This is a genomic window from Ruminococcus sp. (assembly GCF_045129435.1).
Taxonomy (GTDB): Bacteria; Bacillota; Clostridia; order Oscillospirales; family Acutalibacteraceae; genus Ruminococcoides.
This window is the reverse complement of the sequence record NZ_JBGVJL010000158.1, coordinates 1-5479: the sequence shown is the minus strand read 5'-3', so window position 1 is coordinate 5479 and position 5479 is coordinate 1. Positions and strand designations below refer to the sequence as shown.

Genomic DNA, 5479 nt, shown 5'->3' with positions numbered 1-5479 from the left:
AAAATTTGGTCAACCTTTTTCAAAGGTTGTGGGTGTGGGCAAAGCCCACAATACTTTAGATTACGCAAATTTTTTATAGCCAAACAGCTTGCTGTTTGGCGGCTTGAACACAACAGCGAAAGTCTTATAATTGCGATAGCAACACAAAAGCATTCTTCTTTATTATTTATTAATGAAGTATTTCTTTTAAAAGCCTGTCGCCTGTTTTATCAAACCTTGCCTTAGCACACAAACAGCGTTGCTGTTTGTGCCTGAAAATTTGCAATAAAAACAACTTTCTTGGGCGTTGCCCAAACCCACGAGCCTTTAAAAAGGCTCGACCTAAATTTTTTTGTCCGAGCAGAAAGCATAAACAAAATTAAAAGTCTTTAACTCCCGACCGTTACTAAGTCATTATCGGGAATAGGAAGATTATTATTTTGCAAACTATCTTCTCGTAATAAAAACCATAATTTATTAATGTTACCCCAATATTTAAAACGAAATCAAAAGTTTTTAAACATAACACCACGCCCAAGCTTGATTTATAATAAGCTTGGGCGTGGTGTTTAATATATTATTCTGTTTTACTCATTTTCGGTATTTTCAACTTTTTTTGGAATAAAGTTATTTAAAAAGCTTGCTTTTTTACCTCTGTTTTTAAGGTAGATAAAGCCGAGTCCGTTGAACACTACCGCACCTACAAAGTTTACCATCAAATCTTTCATTGTGTCAATAAGACCAATGTCGAGGTAGCCGTTTATGCCAAGGTCGTTGTCGTTGACTGTGGTTGAGGTAATTCCGCTTATATGTGTAACGGCATTTGTATCGTTACCGGAAAGCAGGGTTGAGTTGATTGTTGTAACGATGGTATCCTTCTGCATATCCTTGCCAAGGAAGGTATCAACACCAAACTCGAAGAATTCCCACACAGTACCTGCTGTCATTGAGAAGCAGAACGAGAACAGGCACACAAAAAGAGGGGAGAGGTTGAACTTTACCTTTTTACTGCTGTTTAAAATATCGGTAAGACCAAATCCCACACCGGCACAGATAAAACCGTTGAGGGTGTGCAATATGGTATCGAGAAATGGAATTTTTTCGTAGAATGAACCGATCTCACCCAAGATATTTGCCGAAAATACGAACAGTATCATTATGGTTTCAAGTACGCTCGGCAGTTCAATATGAAGTCGGCGGTCAATAAATGATGGAATCAGCATCAATATAAATGTAAGTCCGCAGGTCATTGCACTTTCGTATTTGCCACGAATTACATTAAGCACAAAAATGAATATGATTACAAGTCTTAGTATAAAATAAAGTGCTGTAAGCTCTTTGTTCTGCTTAACACTGAGCAGAAAATTATGTGGCTTTTTTGCCTTATCTTTCCCTTTTTTCAATGTGTCACCTTCTTAAAAATTTATATACATTATTATATGTAGTTTTTAGACTATATTTTCTGACAGTTTGCTAAATGCTTGGTAAGCTTAGTGCTTGGTTTTGTTGTGGTTATAGCTTAACAATAAAAAGTTTAGGTCGAGCCTTTTTAAAGGCTCGTGGGTTTGGGCAACGCCCAAGAAAAGTTGTTCCCATTACAATTTATTAGGCACAAACAGCAATGCTGTTTGTGTGCTAAAGAGTAAGTTTATCAAAATCGGGCGACAGCCTTAAAAAATGAATGATTTATAAATTAGAAGAACATATTTTTTTGTGTTGCTGTCGCCATTAAAATGCTTTCGCCACTTTGTTTAAGTCGCAAAACAGCAAGCTGTTTTGCTATCAGAATTTTGCGTAAGCTTAAAGTATTTGTGGGCTTTGCCCACACCCACAACCTTTAAAAAGGTTGACCAAATTTTTATGTTCGAGCAGAAAACATAAAAGTTTTTAAAGCTTTTAACTTCCGATTGTTACAAAGCTGTTGTCGGTAACTACTCTATTTTCCAAACTTTGCCCCAAAAACTGTTTTCTAAAAATAAGGCAGTCCGATTACATTATATCGGACTGCTGTTTTGTTATGAATTTTGCTCTGCGTCCTGTTTTTCTGCAAGCTCTTTATTAAGCTCTTCTTTTGCGACAGCAAGCATAAGCTTGATTCTGTTTTCCTGATTTACCTTTGGTGCACCCGGGTCATAGTCAATGGTAACTATGTTTGCCTTTGGATTAACTTCCTTGATTTTGCGGATTGCACCCTTGCCGTTTATGTGGTTTGGCAGACAGCCGAAAGGCTGAGTACATACAATATTTTCGTAGCCTGTTTCGGCAAGTTCAAGCATTTCTGCTGTCAAAAGCCAGCCTTCGCCCATTTTACTGCCGTAACCGATAACGCCTTTTATAAGCTGTTTTGTGTGGGCATATTCATGTGGCGGTACAAAGTTGTATTTCTTTGCAGCCTCAATCATAAGACCTTCAAGCTTTGTAAGGTAGTCAAGCAGCATTTTGCAGAAAGTAGCCTTTAGCTTTGTGCCGCCGTAAAGCTTAGCGTCCTCAATTCTGTTATCAACCTTAAAGGAAGCAAAGCCCATAAGACCCGGCACGCAAACCTCACAGTCCTGAGAAGCCAAAAACTCCTCAAGTCCGTTATTAGCCATTTTAGAATATTTTACATAAATCTCGCCAACTATGCCAACCTTTACCTTTGGCACTTTATTAAGCTTGATTTCTGCAAAGGATTTTGTGATTTTATCAAGATTTTCGTCAATCTCCTCAAGGGTATAGCCGTTGCCCTCAATGAGCATTTTGGAAATTTTTTCGCTCCAGTCAGCCACAAGTGCCATACTTTCGCCTTTATTTACCTCATAAGGCTTTGTCTGGTTAGAAAGTAGCATAAGCTGGTCGCCGTACACAAGACCGCCCACAAATCTTCTGATAAGCGGAAGTGTGAGTGAAAAACCGCTGTTCTTTTCCATACCAAAGGAAAGCGAAATTACAGGTACAAACTCAAAGCCTGCCTTTTTAAGAGCCTTTCTTAAAAGGAAAATGTAGTTTGAGGCTCTGCAGCCGCCGCCTGTCTGAGTAATCATAAGGGCAGTTTTATGCACATCATATTTGCCGCTCTGCAATGCGTGAATAAACTGTCCGATTACAAGGAGTGCAGGGTAACAGGTATCATTATGAACATATTTAAGACCTGTCTGTGCAATCTCAGGGCCGCAGGTGTCGAGAAGCTCTGACTTGTAGCCGTAATAGTTAAAAACATTTTGAAGTATATTGAAATGAATCGGTGCCATATTCGGCATAAGGATTGTGTATTCCTTTTTCATTTCTTTTGTAAAAAGCAAACGACCTGTTTTGCTGTCATATTTTAGCTCAGCCATTTAAAGCACAACCTTTCAAGCGGTGGTTTAATCGTTATCAATAGCAGCAAGCAAGCTGCGGATACGGATTTTAACTGCACCAAGATTTGTGATTTCGTCAATTTTAATCTGTGTGTAGATTTTATCTTCTTTTTCAAGAATTTCTCTTACCTCATCGGTAGTAATGGCATCTACACCGCAGCCAAAGGAAACAAGCTGAATAAGCTCCATATCCTTTCTTGTTGTAACATACTTTGCAGCGGCATAAAGTCTTGAATGATATGTCCACTGGTTAAGTACATTGGTGTGGAATTTCTGTACCCTTGGAGATACCACATCTTCGCTGACGATTGCAACATCAAAGCTTGAAATAAGCTTATCAATGCCGTGGTTAATCTCCGGGTCAATATGGTAAGGTCTGCCGGCAAGTACCATTATCTTTTTGCCCTCTTTTTCGGCTTTTTCAATAATCTCGTTGCCCTTGGCAATTACTCTTTTCCTGTATTTATGCTGTTCGTCATATGCAAGTTTTGCCGCCTTTCTTACCTCGTTGAGTGTAAGGTCGGGGAAGTACTTTGAAAGTGCCTCGTAAGCCTTTTGCGGAAAATGCTTTGGCATATGCACACCGAAGTATTCTTTGATAAAGCAGATTTTCTGAACATCTTTCATATTATTGTTAATTACCTCAGGGTAATATGCAACAACAGGGCAGTTGTAGTGGTTATCGCCGAGATGTTCGTCAAAGTTGTATGACATACAAGGGTAGAAGATAGTTTCCGCACCCTCGTCAATCAAGGTTTGAATGTGACCGTGCACAAGCTTTGCAGGGAAACAGATTGTGTCACTCGGAATTGTCTGCTGTCCACGCTGATAAATCTTTCTTGTTGAGAACGGTGAGTGGAACACTTCAAATTTAAGCTCTGTAAAGAATCTGTACCAGAACGGGTACATTTCAAACATATTGAGTGCCATAGGCATACCGAGTTTACCGCGAAGTCCCTCAACCGGCTTGTATTCCTCAAGCATTTTAAGCTTTGCGGCATACATATTGAGTTCATTTGACTGTGACTTCTTAGTGATTGGTCGTTCACAGCGGTTGCCTGCAATAAATCTTCTGCCACCGCCAAAGCTGTTGATTGTAAGACGGCAGTTGTTGCTGCACATACCACAGTTAGTAACCTTTATATCGTGAACAAAGCTTTTGAGTGCTTTCATATCAGAAAGCTTGCTCTTGCCGTTGCCCTTTGATTTATTTTTTGAGTAAAGAGCCGCACCGTAAGCACCCATAAGACCTGCAATGTTCGGTCGTACAACTTCAACGCCCATTTCCTGCTCAAAAGCACGAAGTACGGCATCATTCAGGAAAGTACCGCCCTGTACAACCACTCTCTTGCCGAGTTCGTCTGGGCTTGAGGCTCTGATTACCTTATAAAGTGCGTTCTTTACAACGCTTAAAGAAAGACCTGCGGAAATATCCTCGATTGTCGCACCGTCTTTCTGAGCCTGCTTAACGCTTGAGTTCATAAATACGGTACATCTTGAGCCAAGGTCAACAGGACGCTTTGCAAAAAGACCAAGCTTTGCAAAGTCGGCAATTTCGTAGCCGAGTGCGTTTGCAAATGTCTGCAAAAAGCTTCCGCAGCCTGACGAGCAAGCCTCGTTAAGGAAGATGTTGTCAATAGCACCGTTGTGAATTTTAAAGCATTTAATGTCCTGACCACCGATGTCGATAATAAATTCAACATCAGGCATAAAGTATTTTGCAGCGGTAAAGTGTGCAATGGTTTCTACTATGCCGTAGTCAACATCAAAAGCGTTCTTTATAATTTCTTCACCATAACCGGTTACGGCTGATGAAATTATGTTGATTTCAGGGTTGATTGTATATACTTCCTCAAGGAAGTTTTTGATAATCTCAACAGGATTGCCCTTTGACGGAAGATATTTTGAGTAAAGCAATTCACCGTCATCATTGAGGACAACACCCTTTACTGTGGTAGAGCCTGCGTCCATACCAACATAAGCCTTGCCCTTGTAGCCTTTAAGTTCTTTTTGCAGAACCGTTGCCTTTGCGTGGCGTTCGGTGAATTTTTTGTAATCCTCTTCGTCTTTGAAAAGAGGCGGGTTAAAGGCAAAGTTTCCGCTGCCACGATAATTCTTTACTTCTTCGATTACCTTGTCAAAGTCAATGGCTTTTTCGGCAC

4 protein-coding genes are annotated in these 5479 nt (G+C 40.0%); 1 reads left to right on the top strand and 3 read right to left on the bottom strand.

What is annotated here, in order from left to right; translation table 11 throughout:
- Nucleotides 1-225 (top strand): hypothetical protein (locus tag ACJMMI_RS07560; protein ID WP_405354667.1); only part of this gene is annotated, 225 nt, incomplete at its 5' end.
- A 341-nt stretch (nucleotides 226-566) separates the two neighbouring features.
- On the opposite strand, the gene ACJMMI_RS07555 is transcribed toward ACJMMI_RS07560, so the two are convergent.
- The 3 genes from ACJMMI_RS07555 to ACJMMI_RS07545 form a co-directional block, all read right to left on the bottom strand.
- The gene (locus ACJMMI_RS07555; protein ID WP_405354666.1) at nucleotides 567-1382 is read right to left on the bottom strand and encodes a hypothetical protein; all 816 of its coding nucleotides are present in this window, start codon (nucleotides 1380-1382) and stop codon (nucleotides 567-569) included.
- A 612-nt stretch (nucleotides 1383-1994) separates the two neighbouring features.
- Nucleotides 1995-3296, bottom strand: coding sequence for a 2-hydroxyglutaryl-CoA dehydratase (locus ACJMMI_RS07550; protein WP_405354665.1), 1302 nt, complete (start codon nucleotides 3294-3296; stop codon nucleotides 1995-1997).
- 27 nt (nucleotides 3297-3323) lie between these two features.
- Nucleotides 3324-5479, bottom strand: a 2156-nt coding sequence (locus ACJMMI_RS07545) for an acyl-CoA dehydratase activase-related protein (RefSeq protein ID WP_405354664.1), incomplete at its 5' end; no start/stop codon positions are given.